Here is a 14,786-nt window from a genome sequence, read left to right on the forward strand (position 1 = left end):
ATAAAAATCACTCTGAGTTTTTAAACCAGCTTAAAAAGCTATTCCTTTGATTTTATGCAGCTTATATATATTATCGCTATTCAAACGAAAAAATGGCACAGGTCTTGCCATCAGAGGGGCGTAAACTGATACAACAATGTTCGGACTTAACATCGCAAAAAAACAAACCCGAAACCACAAATACTACAAGTGCACTCGTTGCGGCTACATTTCGATTGTAAGGAATGCCGAATGTCCGATTTGCATCAAAGATGGTTTCTCACTGAAAATGAAAGAAGTATGAAAATCAATGAGGTTTACACGCTGAAGCAGATCCAGGACCATGGCCTGACAGAGCATCAGGTGAAGGAGATCAATGCCAAGGTCTATCTGAATGGCGACAAGGTTTATTTCTTTGAACTTATTGACAACCAGCAATCATATCGTTTGTATTCAGTAATAAACAAACGATCGTTTTTTCTCTAATCCTTTTCCTCGAGCTCCCTTCAGCCCTGGGAGCAAATTTTTGTGCAAGCAGCCCGCTAACCGAAAAAACCCTCCGGCTCCCCGCCAGAGGGTTTTTCATTTTTATAGATTTTCTTGCTATCAATATGCGGCATCACGACCGGCCATATGCACCAGGTCGCGGATGGTTTTGTTGAACTCTTGGGCTTCGATGAGCTCTTCGAGCGTCAGAATCATGCGGTACTGCCATTTGTTTTCCGGATCGCTGGGCACATTGATGCGCTCCTTGTCGGTTTGGTCCCAGCGCAGGTTGCCATCCACGGCAATGAGGTCCTGGATGGGGAAGATGGTCCACATGGCCGGCGAATACATGTGTTGTTTGATAATTTCGTAGCACACCCAGGGCTCGGCAAAATAAGGAGCAATGTCGTTGTGGCCAAGTATGGTTTTGTAGAAACGCTCTGTTCGGGCGCGGTCTTCTTCCCACCAGCCACGGATAGTGGACATGTCGTGGGTGGAAGTGGTGCACACGCTCAAATAAGGCGCATCGGCCGGATGGCCAAATTCGATGCGCGGATTTTTGGGCATGCGCTGTATTTCCAGACTCAGGATATTGAGCATACGCATCACCTCGGGCACATTGTCGGGCACCATTCCAAGGTCTTCGCCACACACCAGCATATTGCTTGCCGACACGATGGCCGGCAGCTTGGCCAGGGCGTGTTGTTTCCAGAACTCTTCGTGGCGGCGATAGAAATAGTGGATGTAGAGTTCGTTGAGGATGGCACGTTTGTACTCCTCCAGGTCGCGGTAGCTGTAGGTGAAATGCAGCACAATGCGGGGGTGGTAGGCCGGATGCTCGCTGTACGGATCTTTGATAAAGAGCACTTCGTTGAGCAGGCTCATCAGCCCGTCGCGGATGATGATGTCTTTCGAACTTACGTCGGCAGTGATGCCATTGGGGGTGAAATGGTCGTAAATCTTGCGCTGGGTATCGAAATCGGGTTTCAGACTGTATTGATCCATCTCATTTTCAACCAGGTACTTCCGCCTTACTTCATCGGCATATTCCCCAAAAAAGTCGTGGAGCATATACCCCCTGATGTAAGGTTTGGTGAAACGGTCGTAGTCGAACCACAGGCCCCAGTCTTCGATTTCGGAGGGTGTCAATGGCAAGCCCGGTTTGAAATAGCCGAGCAGGCCGTGCAGCGATTCACGCGGAATCTCCCAGATCCGGAAGAAACCGAGGATGTGATCGATGCGGTAGGCATCGAAATATTTTTCCATCATGGCCAGGCGTTTTTTCCACCAGGCGTAACCATCGGCGGCCATCACATCCCAGTTGTAGGTTGGGAAGCCCCAGTTCTGACCCATGATGGCAAAATCGTCCGGTGGGGCGCCGGCCTGTCCTGCGAGGTTGAACAGGTGAGGCTCGGTCCAGGCTTCGATGCTGTTGGGGCTGATGCCGATCGGGATGTCGCCTTTGAGCGCCACACCTTTGTCGTGGGCATATTCTACTACTTCGCGCAGCTGTTTGTCGAGGTAATACTGCTGATAGTAGTGCACGGCAATATGTTCGTGAAAATCCTGGTTGGGATCTGTGAGCTGGTCAATCAAATCCGGATTGTAGGTGGCATACTCGTCCCACTGGCGGAAGTCGCTGGTTTTGAAGCGGTCGCGCAGGTAGCAGAAAGCTGCATAGGGTTTAAGCCATTCTTTGTTGGCCTCAAAAAACTCCTGATAACTATCGAGTTTGACCACCTCGGGCCAGTTTTGGTCAAAGATCAGCTTGAAATATCTGGCCTTGGCACGGGTAACGGCGACATAGTCCACATAAGTCTTTGCATTGAGTTCCTGCCGGATTTGTTCGAACTCTTCCATGAGTTTTTCGTCTTTCAGCCTGCCCAGCCCCGGAAGGTGCAGATACATGGGATGGAGGGCCATCACCGTGATTGACTTGTAAGGGTAGCTGTCGAGCCAGGAGTGTGTTGCCACGGTTTCGTTGATGGGAAGCACCTGAATCATCCTGAGGCCGGTGAGCACACACCAATCCACCAGTTTGCGGATATCGTGGAATTCTCCAACCCCAAAACTATCATTTGTGCGGAGCGAAAACACCGGAACAGCCACTCCTGCGCCTTTGAAGTTACCAACCGGGTAGCGGAATTTTTCGTCGTTGACCACTATCAGGCTGTTCGGGTTGTCTGTTGCAACAGGTGGCATCAGGCGGTTTTCGCCTTCTTCCCAGGTGGCAATACTATGGTCGTCGAGCTTGACGATAACGTATTTATAACTAACGGGCTGGCTGAACATGGAAGCCTCGAGGTCGAGTTCCCAAATGGGATAGTTGCGGTTAGACATCAACTGTGGTTTTGTCCAGCTACCCAGAGCTGGTATGCCTCCGACAACTGCCATGCCATATCCAGGGCCAACGCGTGGAGCTGCTAAGGTGAAGCGAAGCACCGGGCCGCTTTTGGGCAGATTTTCCTGCAATACGAGCCGGTCGGGTTTCATGATAACCTCGGTGAACACCTTGGTGAACAACACCCTGTCGGGATCGACCACCGCATGCCATTGGTCGTGCACTTCGATGAATTCGTAATCCGAGGTAAGGAGCGAGCGATTGGCGCCACCCTCCCAGTGCAGGATGCCATTGGCCTCGCGCAACAGGTATTTATACTCCAGATATTTTCCTTCGGGCAGTTCAATTTCGCCGCCCCAAAGGTCGTTGCCCAGGTAGTTGAGATCGACGGCTTTGCCGGTATCCCACAATCCCAGTTCGGGTTCCGAGCCGCACACACAGATGCTTTGTCCCCACTGGCTCTGGTAATGTATGGTTAATTTAACTCTCATTGGAATGGGTTTTTGGGCGTAAGTAAATGAAAGTATAAAGTTCGGAAAAATTGCCGCTGCGATGCAAACAGACATAGCGAAACTTTGCCGCTATCCTGCTGACAACGGTTGCAATTTCCGGCGCATTGGGGGACTATTCCTGGTAATAGACCCTTTTGACGCGGCGGGAAATACGTGTAAGGATTTCGTAAGGGATGGTACCCGCATCGGCTGCCAGAAGGGATACCGGATATGAAGCATCGAATACGATTACTTCGTCGCCTTCTTTCACGTCGTGCCCCGTAAGGTCGATCATGCACATGTCCATGCACACATCGCCAATGATGGGTGCAGGCTTGCCTTTCACATACAGCTTACCCTTGCCGTTGGACAGTGCGCGTGGCAGGCCATCGGCATAGCCCACAGGCACAACCCCGATGAGGCTGGGCTGCACGGTGTAGCTGCTGCGGTTGTAGCCCACGCTCTCGCCTGCAGGCACATGACGCAATTGTGAGATGATGGAGCGCAGCGAAACAACGTTTTTCAGCGGTTCGGGCTGTGTTTTACTTACAGGAATGCCATACACACCTATGCCAAGGCGGACCATCTCGAAATGCGCCTGCGGAAACCTGCTGATGCCGGCCGAGTTGAGGATATGCCGGTCGTAGGAATAAGGCAGCAAAACCGACAGTTGGGAATGAATGGCATTAAAAACTTCTATCTGATTGAGGGTGAAGGCGTCGTGAGTTGCATCGTCGCTTGCTGCCAGATGCGAAAAGATGGAAGCAATCACAATATTGGGATGGCCGGCCAGGCGACTGGCAAGCGTGTGCACATCGGAAGGGCCGAAGCCAAGCCGATGCATGCCGGTGTCGAATTTCAGATGGATGCGGACTTTTCTGGCAGGATCTTCCATGCGGGCGATGGCCTCCTCGAGCAATCCCAGCACCCTGAAACTGTAGATCTCCGGCTCAAGATCGTAGAGCAGCAGGGCATCGAAGCTTTGTGCCTCCGGACTCATCACCATGATGGGCATGGTGATGCCTGCCTTGCGCAGCTCAATCCCCTCGTCGGCATAAGCTACAGCCAGATAATCGGCTTTGTGAAACTGCAGCGCACCAGCTATCTCGAATCCACCACTGCCATACCCGAAAGCTTTCACCATGAGCATGACCCTGGTGCCCGGCCGCAGCAACGACCTGTAATAGTTGAGGTTATCAATCAGATTGTTCAGATTGATTTCGAGCACGGTTTCGTGCAGCTTTTGCTGCAGCATGGCACCAATGGCCTCGAAGCCAAACAGACGTGCCCCCTTGAGGAGGATGGTAGTATTGTGAAATTTGTTTAACGGAAAGGACGAAAGAAACGCACTGGTTGACGGGAAGAAATCCTTTTGCATGGCAAACTGATGCCCTTGTCTGCTGATGGCCGGCCCGATACCGATCAGGTGGTCGATACCTTTTGCCTCAAGCATCCGGGCTATGGAGGCGTAAAGCTCCGGTTCGCTCAGTCCGCTCTGATAGATATCCGACAGGATCAGGGTTTTCCGGCGGTCGTGACTTTGCTGGTTCAGAAAGTCGAGGGCTATGGACAGCGATTGCACATCGTTGTTGTAACTGTCGTTGATGATGGTGCACTGGTTGATGCCGTCTTTGAGTTCGAGGCGCATGGCCACGGGGCTCAGGTGCATAAACCTTTCCGCAATCACTTCCTCGTGATAGCCCAGCAGGAGCATCAGGCTCAGGCAATGCAGGCTGTTTTCGATGGATGCCTCGTCGGTGAAAGGGATTACCAGCTCAATTTGTTTCTGCTTGTACCGAGCCGAAAGCCGGGTTTGCCGAGTGTATCTTTCCACTGACAAAACCTCCAGATCGGCCTGATGATGCCGGCTCCAGGTGAAGGTGCGGATACGTTGCTGCAACCTGGATCTGATGATGGCCGCCTGCACTTCGGGATGGTCGGCGCAATAAATCAGGGTCTCTGACTTAGTGAAAAGTTTCAGTTTTTCGCCTGCCTTTTGCTGGTTGTTGATGAAATTTTCGCTGTGGGCAGGTCCGATATTGGTAAAGATGCCGATGGTCGGCTGGATGATTTCCTGCAGGCGATCCATCTCGCCGGGTTCGGAGATACCGGCTTCGAAGATGGCCAGCTGATGCTCTTCGTTAATTTGCCATACCGAAAGGGGCACGCCGATCTGTGAGTTATAGCTTTTCGGGCTGCGCACAACCCTCAGGTCGTCGGCCAGCAGCTGATAAAGCCATTCTTTGACAACTGTTTTTCCGTTGCTGCCCGTGATGCCGATCACAGGAATGTGGAACCGGCTCCTGTGTGCTGCGGCCAGCATTTGCAGGGCCTTCAGGGGATGGTCAACAACAATAAAGGCAGTTTCCGGAGGCAGGTCGTTGAGTTCCTCCTCCGGAAGCCGGCTCACAACAAAAGCCCTCACGCCTTTGGAGATGAGTTCGGCAATGTATCTGTGCCCGTCGTTGCGTTTGGTCTGAAAGGCGAAAAACAAGGTCTCTCCGGGTTGCAACAGCAGACGGCTATCGATAAGCAGCTGGCTTACGGAAAATTCCGTTGATTGCCGTTGAACCAAACGGCCATTGACAATCGTGGCAATCTGGCCGATGGAGTATTTGACACGGACGTTGATCAAGGTCAGGCGCTGTATTTTTCGGTGTCGAGTTTATTTTTCTCGAGCTCACGTTGCATACGCCTCCGGCGTTCGATGTCAACAGCCAGGTACAGTGCCTGCCGGAAGGAGTCTTCGTTGGATTTGTTTTTCCCCACGATGTCGTATGCTGTACCGTGTGCGGGTGAGGTGCGTACAATTGGCAGACCGGCAGTAAAGTTGACGCCTTCGCCTGCAGCGAGTGTCTTGAACGGGATCAGGCCCTGATCGTGATACATGGCAAGCACGCCATCGTATTTTTTCCACTCACCGGCTCCGAAGAAACCGTCAGCGCCAAATGGCCCGTAAACAAGCATCTCCTCCTCTTCCCTTGCTTTGAGAATGGCCGGCAGAATGATTTCGTTTTCTTCCGTTCCGAGCAAGCCTCCGTCGCCAGCATGCGGATTGAGGCCGAGTAGGGCAATGCGCGGCCGGCCAATACCAAAGTCGGTGATGAGGCTGGCATTGAGCGCGCGGAGTTTCTGCAAAATGCCCTCAGCAGTGAGGTTGCGGCTTACTTCTTTCAGGGGAAGATGTCCGGTTGCAACTCCTATGCGCAGATCGCGCCAGACCATAAGCATGAGCGGTTGGCCGGGAAAATTAGCGGCAAGGTATTCGGTATGGCCGGGAAAACGAAAATTGTCGGACTGGATGTTCTCTTTGTTGATTGGGGCAGTTACAAGCACATCGATCAGCCCGTTTTTGAGGTCCTCCACTGCCATCTGAAGGGCAACCAATGCCATGCGTCCTGCTTCTACCGAATTTGCGCCCATCTCGACCCTCAGCTCATTCTCGGTACAGTTAATCAGGTTTACTTTTTTCGGATTGGCCTGTGTGGCGTCTCGCAAAGGATTGAAATTCAATTCGTTAAGCGCCAGGTTTTTCCGGTAAAAAGCTGCCACACGGGCATGACCATATATGATAGGTGTAAACAATTCAGTGATGCGCGGGTCGGCCAGCGATTTGAGCATGACTTCATATCCCACACCATTGAAATCGCCGTGGGTGATGCCTACCTTGAGCAGTTGCTCTGTTTCGCGCTGTTGCAGCTGGTCCATGTGTATGAATTTTGGAGCACAAAATTAGCGCAAAAAGCAGCGTAAACCTCAATGACGCATTTTATGGCATTTCATTTGCAGCCAGGCTTTCTGCCCTCAGTTTCATCAATTTATCCAGAAACTTCTGATTCGATCTGATATGTGCAGGCCACCTGAGGCTCAGTCTGTGCGGTCCGGCGTAGAGCGTAAGGCTGTTGCTGTGCCCGTAGATGGTTAGCATATAATAAGGTACTACCCAGCCAAAGGTTTCCAGGCCTCGGTGAAAGCCCACCAGAATACCTTTTTCGCGAAGCTCGATGTTGCATTTGCGTATGCTGCCATCGTCGGGAAGACAGGCCAGGAGCTTTTCGTCGGCTTCGGTAACGACCTGACCGCCCGAACCATTCCCACCCATCAACCAGCGCTCGCGAAAAGTGTAGGGCCGGCCGATTATCTGATTAATCTCCGATTTGATTTTCAGGTCGTTATGCGAAAGCAGATATATCATCATTCCAAGTATTGAGGTTTCGATATGCTTTGGTACAAATTTTACGCCAATGCGGGATAAACAAAAAAAGCCGGCAAATTGTTGCCGGCCAAGGAGGTTCGTTGGCAGAATATTATTCGTTGGGTGCAGCCACGCGTGCAGAGAGGTATTCCCTGTTCATGCGGGCAATATTCGCGACGGAGATTTCTTTGGGGCATGCAGCCTCGCAGGCGTAGGTGTTGGTGCAGTTGCCAAACCCAAGTTCATCCATTTTGGCGACCATTTTCAGCACCCTTTCACGGGCTTCTACCCTACCCTGGGGCAGCAGGGCAAACTGCGACACTTTTGCACCAACGAAGAGCATGGCTGAGGCATTTTTACATGCCGCCACACAGGCACCGCAGCCGATGCAGGCGGCAGCATCCATAGCCAGGTCGGCATTGCGTTTTGGGATGGGAATGGCATTGGCATCGGGCACACCTCCGGTAGATACGGAAATGAAGCCTCCTGCACGGATGATTTCGTCGAAAGCCGAGCGGTCAACCACGAGGTCTTTGATCACCGGAAAAGGCTTGGCTCTCCAGGGTTCGACGGTGATGGTGTCGCCATCTTTGAATCTGCGCATGTGCAGCTGGCAGGTGGTGGTGCCTTTATCCGGCCCGTGCGGCCTGCCGTTGATATACATAGAGCATGCGCCGCATATGCCTTCGCGGCAATCGTGGTCAAAGGCCACCGGATCTTCGCCCTCGCGCACAAGCTGTTCGTTGAGTATGTCCATCATTTCGAGGAAGGAAGCATCGCGCGAAATGCCTTTCACCTTATATTCCACAAACCTGCCTTTGTCGTTGGCATTGGCTTGTCTCCATACTTTCAGTGTGAGGTCCATAGTGCTTTTTTGTTTAGGATTAATGATTGGGCAGCAGATGAGTTATTTGTAGTTGCGTTGTTTCACTTCGGTGAACTCGTAAACAAGGGGTTCCTTGTGCAGGACGGGTTCTTTGTCGTCGCCGGCAAACTCCCATGCGGCTACAAAGAAGAAATCCTTATCGTTACGCAGGGCTTCGCCATCCGGTGTTTGGTATTCCTCGCGGAAGTGGCCGCCGCACGATTCTTCGCGCATCAGCGCATCGCGGGCCATAAGCTCTCCAAGCTCCAGGTAGTCGGCCACCCGCATGGCTTTTTCAAGCTCTGGATTGAGCATTTCGTTGGTACCGGGAACTTTGACGTTTTTCCAGAAGTCGGCCCTGAGTTCCTGAATCAGGCCTATGGCTTTGATGAGCCCTTCGCGGTTGCGTGCCATCCCCACGTAATCCCACATGATCAGCCCCAGCTTCTTGTGATAACTGTCCACCGTATTTTTGCCGTTGACAGCCAGCAGTTTTTCGATGCGGTCTTTAGCCTCCTTTTCGGCAGCTTCAAACTCGGGCAGCGAGGTGCTGAAGCGCGGCACCCTGATCTGGTCGGCAAGGTAGTTTTGCATGGTGTAGGGCAGCACAAAGTATCCGTCGGCCAGACCCTGCATCAGGGCCGAGGCGCCGAGGCGGTTTGCGCCGTGGTCGGAGAAGTTGGCTTCGCCGGCTGCAAACATACCCGGAATGGTGGTCTGCAGCTCATAATCAACCCAGAGCCCGCCCATGGTGTAGTGCACTGCGGGATATATCATCATGGGTGTTTCGTAGGGATTCTCATCCACAATCTTTTCGTACATCTGGAAGAGGTTGCCGTAGCGCGCTTCGATCACCTTGCGACCCAGGCGCTTGATGGCATCGGCAAAGTCGAGGTACACGGCCAGGCCGGTATTGCCGACGCCATAGCCGGCATCGCAACGCTCTTTGGCTGCCCGTGATGCTACGTCGCGTGGCACCAGGTTGCCGAAAGCGGGATAGCGCCGTTCGAGGAAGTAGTCGCGTTTGTCTTCTGGCAGATCGGTAGGTTTGAGCAATCCCTTGCGTATTTTTTCAGCATCTTCCTTATCCCTGGGCACCCAGATGCGGCCGTCGTTGCGAAGGCTTTCGCTCATCAGCGTGAGTTTCGACTGGTATTCGCCGTGCACCGGGATGCAGGTCGGGTGGATCTGCGTAAAGCAGGGGTTGGCAAAAAAGGCGCCACGCCTGTAGGCTTTCCATGCAGCGCTGCCATTGGAGTTCATGGCATTTGTGCTGAGGAAGAACACATTACCGTAGCCACCTGTGGCCAGCACCACCGCATGAGCGGCATAGCGCTCAAGCGCTCCGGTGATGAGGTTGCGCATAATCACACCACGTGCCCGACCTTCGATAATCACGATGTCCACCAATTCGTGCCGGGTGTACATCTTGACCGAGCCTTTGGCCACTTCTTTGCTCAGAGCGCTGTAGGCTCCAAGCAGCAACTGCTGTCCTGTCTGGCCGCGTGCGTAAAAGGTTCGGGAAACCTGGGCACCACCAAACGAACGGTTGTCGAGCAAGCCTCCATACTCTCGGGCAAAGGGCACGCCCTGGGCCACACACTGGTCGATGATGTTGTTGCTCACCTCGGCAAGTCGATATACGTTTGCCTCGCGTGCACGGTAGTCGCCTCCCTTGATGGTGTCGTAAAAAAGACGGTACACGCTGTCGCCGTCGTTGGGATAATTCTTAGCCGCATTGATGCCGCCCTGGGCTGCAATGCTGTGGGCACGGCGCGGACTGTCGTGAATGCCAAAGCACAATACGTTGAAGCCCATCTCGCCAAAGCTGGCAGCAGCCGCGGCACCGGCGAGTCCGGTACCAACCACAATGATGTCGAGCTTGCGCTTATTGGCCGGACTCACAAGATTCTGATGGGTCTTATAATAGGTCCACTTTTCCGACAGGGGGCCTTTTGGAATTTTAGGATCGAGTTTGGTCATATGGCGTAGCTTTTTCTTAACGGAAGAAATAAATCACAATGGGAATGGTAATGAAACCAAGGGTGATCGCAATGGAAAACAAGGTACCAAAAGCTTTGATCCATCTCGTGTACACCGGATGGTGGAGCCCCAGAGACTGGAAGGCCGACTGAAAACCATGCTCGAGGTGAAAACCAAGCAAAAGTATGGCCACTACATAAAAGGCTACATAATATCCATCCTTGAAGAGGTTGACTATCAGGATCCCAAGATCGTCAAAGGTTTCGTTGCCATAGGTTATCTGGTCAACCATTCCAAACTTGGCTTTAACGAAAAAGTTGGCAAAGTGGATAATCAGGAAGATAAAAACTACCATGCCGGTGTGAATCATGTACTTGGAGAAAAACGATTGCTCCGAGTAGCCTTTCACATTGTATCGCACCGGGCGGGCCATCCAGTTCTGAATCTGCAGCACAATGCCCAGGATGATGTGCACCACAAAAGCCAGGAACAACACCCATTGAAAAGTCTGGATAACCGGATTGGTGGCCATGAAATGGGCGGCCTGATTGAACAGAAAACGATCCTCGTCGAACAGGATCAGCAGGTTGATGGACAGGTGAACCACCAGAAAACTGGACAGGAACAAGCCCATCAGACCCATGATGATTTTTTTGGTAATGGAGGCATACTTTAGCCCAAGATTGCTCATATGTGTCGGTTTTTGCTGTTAAACAAACAAAACGGCATTTTGGTAAATCCGATCGTCGTATTTTTGTCAGAAACGGGTTAACAAATGTAGAAAATTACCTACGTTTTTTTACCCTAAGAATTTACTCCAGGATGAAACTTTTTCCCAGGATACCTAACGAATTGTTCCGGACGAATCGCAGCAGGCTGGTTTCGCTGCTGCCCTCCGGGGCTATGGTGCTGATGCGCTCGGCCCTGCCTGTGCCACGCAATGGCGACCAATATTACCCTTTCAGGCAGGAGTCGAATTTCTTTTGGCTTACCGGTCTGGCTTTCGACACGGCTTACCTAATTATTTTTCCTGACAGCCCCAATCCCGCAACACGCGAACTGCTGTTCATTCCACCTTACGATCCGGTGAAAGCCACCTGGGAGGGGCACATGCTTACAGTGCAGGAAGCCAGGGAGGTCTCCGGCATCGAACGTGTGCATCATACAAGTGAGTTCGAAACCATTCTGCACGAGTGTATGGCCTATGCGAGCGCTGTGTTCATGCTGAGCAATGAATACACGAAATTCCGGCCGGAGGATGAACCACAGGACCACAGATTCGTCCTGCAAATCAGGCAGAACTATCCTTTGCAGAAATACGAAAGGCTTTACCCCTTGCTTTTGCAGCTTCGCAATATCAAACAAGCTCCCGAACTTGAGCTCATCCGCTCCGCCTGCCGGATAACCGGAGAGGCATTTATGCAGGTGCTCAGACACACCCGTGCCGGCATGAACGAAGCTGAGGTGGAGATGCTGATCCGGCAGAGTCTGGCCCGGCAGGGCTGCGCACATATGGGCTACGCACCTATTGTGGCCGGCGGCGCCAATGCATGCACCCTGCATTACAACGATAACAACTGCAAACTCGAGGACGGCGCACTGCTTTTGCTCGACTTTGGCGCCGAATATGGTAATTATTCTGCCGACCTGAGCCGGACCATCCCGGTGGGTGGCAGGTTCAGCCCCAGGCAAAGGCAATGCTACGAGGCAGTTCTACGCGTTTTCAGGCAGGGAAGGTCGCTTTTTGTGCCTGGCCGTACCATCGACGAAATAAACAAAGAGGTATTGACCATGATGGAAAGCGAGATGATCGGCCTGGGACTTTTCACGCCGGACGACGTCAGGAAACAATCGTCCGACGCCCCTTTTTACCGCAAATACCTGATGCATGGCGTGACGCATCATCTTGGCCTCGATGTGCACGATCCGGGCCTGCGTCACCAGCCACTCGAACCGGGCATGGTGCTCACTTTCGAGCCAGGCCTTTACATCCGCGACGAACAAATCGGGATCAGAATCGAAAACGACCTGCTGATCACCCAGTACCAGCCCGTCGATCTGATGGAGGACATTCCGCTTGAACCCGATGAAATAGAAACCCTGATGAATCAACATTAATACCACATACATATGAAAGCATTACCCTTCGACAAAAGCGTTTACGCCACGCGCCGTGCACGCCTCAAAAACCTTGGACTTTCGGGCATTGCACTGTTTCCGGCCAATCCCGATGCCGCATTCAACTATCCTGCAAACACCTACCACTACCGTCAGGACAGTCATTTCAGTTATTTTTTCGGCCTGCACATGCCCGGCCTTGCTGGCTGGATTGATTTCGATTCGGGCGAAGAAATTTTGTTTGGCAACGACGTGGACATTGACGACATCATCTGGATGGGTCCGCAGCCTTCGATGACCGAACTGGCAGCCGGCGTGGGTGTGGCTGAGACACAAACCTACGACAAACTGGAAGCTTTTGTACAAAAAGCACGCAGCCAGGGGCGACGCATCCATTTCCTGCCTCCTTACCGGGGCAAGCTGATGATTCACCTTGGCCAGTTGCTTGATATTCCCGCACATGAGGTACGTGCTGCGGCAAGCGTCGAACTGATCAAAGCTGTTGTTAGTCTGAAAGAAATAAAAGACCAGCTGGAAATCAACGAGATAGAAAAAGCCATAGATATTGCCTGGCTCATGCATACCACAGCCATGAAAATGGCCAAACCCGGCATGGTGGAGCAGGAAATTGCAGGCACCATCGAAGGCATTGCCCTGGCCCTGGCCGGTCCGGTTTCGTTTCCTGTGATTCTGAGTGTGGACGGACAGACCCTGCACAACCACAATCACCACAACACCCTGAGCCTCGGGCGCATGCTGGTGGTGGATGCCGGCTGCGAGATGCCCTCGCTCTATTCGAGCGACATTACCCGCACAGTACCCGTGGGAGGGAAGTTCGACACCCGTCAGCGCGAAATTTATGAGATCGTGCTCAAAGCCGAAAACGAAAGCATTGCTTTCATGAAGCCGGGCATTGAATACCGCCAGGCACATTTTCTCGCCGCCCGCATCATCGCCCAGGGGCTGATCGACCTCGGACTGATGAAAGGTAATGCCGAAGATGCCGTGGCCGCAGGCGCACATACCCTGTTCTTCCCCCACGGACTGGGACATATGCTGGGCATGGATGTGCACGACATGGAAGGCCTGGGAGAAAATTACGTGGGCTACGACGAACACACCCAACGAGCCAAAGAATTCGGCACAGCCTATCTGCGTATGGGTAAGAAACTCCGTCCGGGCCATGTGCTCACCAACGAACCTGGCATCTATTTCATCCCGGCACTCATCGACAAATTCCGCGCCGAAGGCAGGTTTACCGATTTTGTAAATTACGACAAGGTAGAAAAATTCAAGGATTTTGGCGGAATACGCATCGAAGATGATGTGCTGGTTACCGAAACCGGACACCGCATCCTGGGCAAACCCATCCCGAAAACCGTAGAGGACGTTGAGGCCACCTGCGCACAATTGCGCGACTGGATCAAGGTGCCGGGCGTTTTCTGAAAGCATATTGCCATGAAAGAGAACTTCTTCAGCTATCAGGGCAAAAAGCTGTATTACAGGGAGGTGGGTAACGGTCCGGCCATGATTTTGTTGCACGGCTATCCTTTCGACGGAAGAATCTGGCTGCCTTTTGCCCACAAACTGGCCGGCGATTTCAGGCTGATCATCCCCGACCTGCCAGGCTTCGGCAAATCGCAGAAACCGGACACCCAGCTCAACATGAATGTGATGGCCTGGAATGTGTCGGCACTGATCAAACACCTTGGCCTGGGTCAGTTTGTGGTTGCCGGCCATTCGATGGGCGGATATGTGGCACTCGCACTTGCTGCCGAAAAGATGTCGGCCGGTTTGGCCGGACTGGTGCTTTTTCATTCGCAGGCAGCGGGCGATGACGAGGCCGCCAGGCTGAAACGCAACGAGAGCATCACCCTGATCGAAACCAACAAGGAAGCCTTTGTGAAGGCTTTTGTACCCGGATTGTACGGAAAAACAGTGCCTGCCGAGGCCGCCGACCATCTGGCAACGGCTTTGTCGCAATCCACCGAAACCATGGCTTCGGCTATGGCCGGACTGCGCGACCGTCCTGACCAGCTCGACTGGCTGCCCACAGCGGAGTTTCCGATGCTTTTTATCCTTGGCAAAGCCGACAGCCGCATGCCTGCCGAACGTATTCTTACACAGGCAGCCAGAGTGCCGCATGCGGAAGTGCTTCTACTCGAAGGAGTTGGCCACATGGGTTTTGTTGAAGCGGGCGATACCATTGCGCCGGTTTTGCGCGATTTTGCCAAAAGGTGTTTGGCCGGGGAATGAGGTTTATCCGAGCAAACCATTAATACATTGACTTACAAAGCCTTTTCAGGCTGTTCACAAACTGCCCTTGCT

General features: G+C 52.6%; 11 protein-coding genes. 4 read left to right on the forward strand and 7 right to left on the reverse strand.

Annotated features, from left to right (window positions below; translation table 11 throughout):
- Positions 1-279: 279 nt before the first annotated feature.
- Positions 280-465, forward strand: a complete 186-nt coding sequence (locus tag IPM52_07270; protein ID MBK9291410.1) for a hypothetical protein — start codon at positions 280-282, stop codon at positions 463-465.
- Positions 466-585: 120 nt separating this feature from the next.
- Here IPM52_07270 and IPM52_07275 read toward each other — a convergent pair whose 3' ends face one another.
- The 7 genes from IPM52_07275 to IPM52_07305 all read right to left on the reverse strand — a co-directional run bounded on the left by IPM52_07275 (position 586) and on the right by IPM52_07305 (position 11,031).
- Complete coding sequence (locus tag IPM52_07275) at positions 586-3,297, reverse strand: 4-alpha-glucanotransferase (GenBank protein ID MBK9291411.1); 2,712 nt, start codon at positions 3,295-3,297, stop codon at positions 586-588.
- A 133-nt stretch (positions 3,298-3,430) separates the two neighbouring features.
- Entirely contained in the window at positions 3,431-5,929 is a 2,499-nt protein-coding gene (locus IPM52_07280) for a bifunctional UDP-N-acetylmuramoyl-tripeptide:D-alanyl-D-alanine ligase/alanine racemase (protein ID MBK9291412.1), read from the reverse strand.
- 5 nt (positions 5,930-5,934) lie between these two features.
- Positions 5,935-7,005, reverse strand: coding sequence for a 4-hydroxythreonine-4-phosphate dehydrogenase PdxA (gene pdxA / locus IPM52_07285; GenBank protein ID MBK9291413.1), 1,071 nt, complete (start codon positions 7,003-7,005; stop codon positions 5,935-5,937).
- Between the two features lie 61 nt (positions 7,006-7,066).
- On the reverse strand, positions 7,067-7,495 hold the full coding sequence (locus tag IPM52_07290; GenBank protein MBK9291414.1) for a hypothetical protein: 429 nt from the start codon (positions 7,493-7,495) through the stop codon (positions 7,067-7,069).
- Between the two features lie 109 nt (positions 7,496-7,604).
- Positions 7,605-8,357, reverse strand: a complete 753-nt coding sequence (locus IPM52_07295) for a succinate dehydrogenase/fumarate reductase iron-sulfur subunit (GenBank protein MBK9291415.1) — start codon at positions 8,355-8,357, stop codon at positions 7,605-7,607.
- Between the two features lie 42 nt (positions 8,358-8,399).
- On the reverse strand, positions 8,400-10,340 hold the full coding sequence (locus IPM52_07300) for a fumarate reductase/succinate dehydrogenase flavoprotein subunit (protein MBK9291416.1): 1,941 nt from the start codon (positions 10,338-10,340) through the stop codon (positions 8,400-8,402).
- A 16-nt stretch (positions 10,341-10,356) separates the two neighbouring features.
- Positions 10,357-11,031 carry a succinate dehydrogenase cytochrome b subunit gene (locus tag IPM52_07305; protein MBK9291417.1) on the reverse strand — a complete coding sequence of 225 codons (675 nt, stop codon included), beginning with the start codon at positions 11,029-11,031 and terminating at the stop codon, positions 10,357-10,359.
- Positions 11,032-11,162: 131 nt separating this feature from the next.
- On the opposite strand from IPM52_07305, the gene IPM52_07310 reads away from it, so the two are divergent.
- Genes IPM52_07310 through IPM52_07320 form a run of 3 tightly spaced genes read left to right on the forward strand, consistent with a single transcriptional unit; the run spans position 11,163 to position 14,714 of the window.
- Positions 11,163-12,458, forward strand: coding sequence for an aminopeptidase P N-terminal domain-containing protein (locus tag IPM52_07310; GenBank protein ID MBK9291418.1), 1,296 nt, complete (start codon positions 11,163-11,165; stop codon positions 12,456-12,458).
- Positions 12,459-12,470: 12 nt separating this feature from the next.
- Positions 12,471-13,904: an aminopeptidase P family protein gene (locus IPM52_07315; protein MBK9291419.1), complete on the forward strand. Its 1,434-nt coding sequence runs from the start codon at positions 12,471-12,473 to the stop codon at positions 13,902-13,904.
- Positions 13,905-13,916: 12 nt separating this feature from the next.
- Entirely contained in the window at positions 13,917-14,714 is a 798-nt protein-coding gene (locus IPM52_07320) for an alpha/beta hydrolase (GenBank protein ID MBK9291420.1), read from the forward strand.
- Positions 14,715-14,786: the final 72 nt, after the last annotated feature.

The sequence above is a fragment of the Bacteroidota bacterium genome (assembly GCA_016715945.1).
Lineage (GTDB): Bacteria > Bacteroidota > Bacteroidia > Bacteroidales > F082 > JALNZU01.

Bases quoted from the DNA above. Each gene is read 5' to 3' on its own strand.
- IPM52_07270 (MBK9291410.1), top strand. From the start codon at position 280: ATGAAAATCAATGAGGTTTACACGCTGAAGCAGATCCAGGACCATGGC.
- IPM52_07275 (MBK9291411.1), bottom strand. From the start codon at position 3,297: ATGAGAGTTAAATTAACCATACATTACCAGAGCCAGTGGGGACAAAGC.
- pdxA (MBK9291413.1), bottom strand. From the start codon at position 7,005: ATGGACCAGCTGCAACAGCGCGAAACAGAGCAACTGCTCAAGGTAGGC.
- IPM52_07290 (MBK9291414.1), bottom strand. From the start codon at position 7,495: ATGATGATATATCTGCTTTCGCATAACGACCTGAAAATCAAATCGGAG.
- IPM52_07295 (MBK9291415.1), bottom strand. From the start codon at position 8,357: ATGGACCTCACACTGAAAGTATGGAGACAAGCCAATGCCAACGACAAA.
- IPM52_07300 (MBK9291416.1), bottom strand. From the start codon at position 10,340: ATGACCAAACTCGATCCTAAAATTCCAAAAGGCCCCCTGTCGGAAAAG.
- IPM52_07305 (MBK9291417.1), bottom strand. From the start codon at position 11,031: ATGAGCAATCTTGGGCTAAAGTATGCCTCCATTACCAAAAAAATCATC.
- IPM52_07310 (MBK9291418.1), top strand. From the start codon at position 11,163: ATGAAACTTTTTCCCAGGATACCTAACGAATTGTTCCGGACGAATCGC.
- IPM52_07315 (MBK9291419.1), top strand. From the start codon at position 12,471: ATGAAAGCATTACCCTTCGACAAAAGCGTTTACGCCACGCGCCGTGCA.
- IPM52_07320 (MBK9291420.1), top strand. From the start codon at position 13,917: ATGAAAGAGAACTTCTTCAGCTATCAGGGCAAAAAGCTGTATTACAGG.